The organism is Helicobacter sp. UBA3407 (assembly GCF_949747025.1).
GTDB lineage: Bacteria > Campylobacterota > Campylobacteria > Campylobacterales > Helicobacteraceae > Helicobacter_D > Helicobacter_D ganmani.
Window position 1 is genome coordinate 1 of sequence record NZ_CATKCB010000013.1, and the last position, 1,310, is coordinate 1,310.

General features: G+C 39.1%; 1 protein-coding gene. It reads right to left on the bottom strand.

Going from position 1 to position 1,310, the window contains the following annotated elements; all coding sequences use genetic code 11:
• Nucleotides 1-119: 119 nt before the first annotated feature.
• Nucleotides 120-1,139, bottom strand: coding sequence for a pseudaminic acid synthase (gene pseI / locus Q1553_RS00095; protein WP_115551962.1), 1,020 nt, complete (start codon nt 1,137-1,139; stop codon nt 120-122).
• Nucleotides 1,140-1,310: the final 171 nt, after the last annotated feature.

The window sequence follows — 1,310 nt, forward strand, 5'->3', positions numbered from 1 at the left end:
ATGGGGATTAAACATTGTGTTGGAAGTGCAATACATTAGGGATTCCTTTGAAATTTAATGTGGAATTATAGCAGAAAAAAAAAGGGGGGGGGGGTAAAATTATCCAGCACAAGTGATTCTTAAAGACCGCTAAAATCTGCAAACTCCAATGCCTTGCCCCGATACAAATCACGACTTGCGCGTTTGCCTATGACTTGTTTTAAATATTTTGGTGCGATTCCATATCCTGGGCGAATAGAACGCACAGACTTTGCGGTAATTCTCTCGCCTTTTTTAATATTTTCTACCACATACAAGGAGCGCATAAACGCTCTGCCCTCTTTAGATTTTTGACTTAATTCATAAGTTGGAATTCCAAGCAACTCCTCTACCTCTCGCACCGCCTTTGCCATTTGCGCAAACTCTTCAGGCTCAAGACTAAACGCGCTATCCACACCTCCAAGCTTGCGATTCAGCATAAAATGCTTTTCAATTACTTTTGCGCCAATCGTTGCAGCAGCAATCGGTGCGGTGATTCCTAAAGTATGGTCGGATAACCCGACTTCCACCCCAAAATCCTTCTTCAAATGTGGAATCAGGCTCAAGTTCGCACTATGCAAAGGAGCGGGATAAGAGCTTGTGCATTGTAAAAGCGTAATATCTGTATTACCCGTTTGTTTGCACGCATTAATAGCATCTTGAATCTCCTCTTTGTTTGCGATTCCTTTAGAGAGAATCATTGGCTTACCCAAACGCGCCATATAGGCAATCAGTTCCAAATCTACAATTTCAAAAGATGCTACCTTGTAAATAGGATTCCCCAAACTTTCCAAAAAATCCACACCCTCTTTACTAAAAGGGCTAGAAAAGCATACAAGCCCGAGATTCTGTGCGTATTCAAATAGCTCCGCGTGCCACTCCCACGGAGTCATTGCCTCTTGATACAAATCATAAAATTTCTTTCCACCCCACAATGTCCCCTTAATCCTAAAATCCTCTAAATCACAATCAATACTCATACAATCTGGCGTATAAGTTTGCAACTTAATTGCATCTGCACCAGAATCTTTCGCCGCTTTAATCGTCTTTAAAGCTAAATTTTTATCTTGATTGTGGTTTGCCGAAAGCTCCGCAACTAAAAAGATTTTATTATTTTGCATATCCATAACCCTCAAAAATCAACAAATTTTGCTAAGATTATATCAGAAAAAATATTTTAAATTAAAGGTTTAATTGAATGAAAAATATTAAAAGTTTTGGAGTCCTTGCTTTAGTTTTGACCCCTATATTTTTCTTACAGGGTTGTGATGAAAAAAATGCGAAAGAGCTTG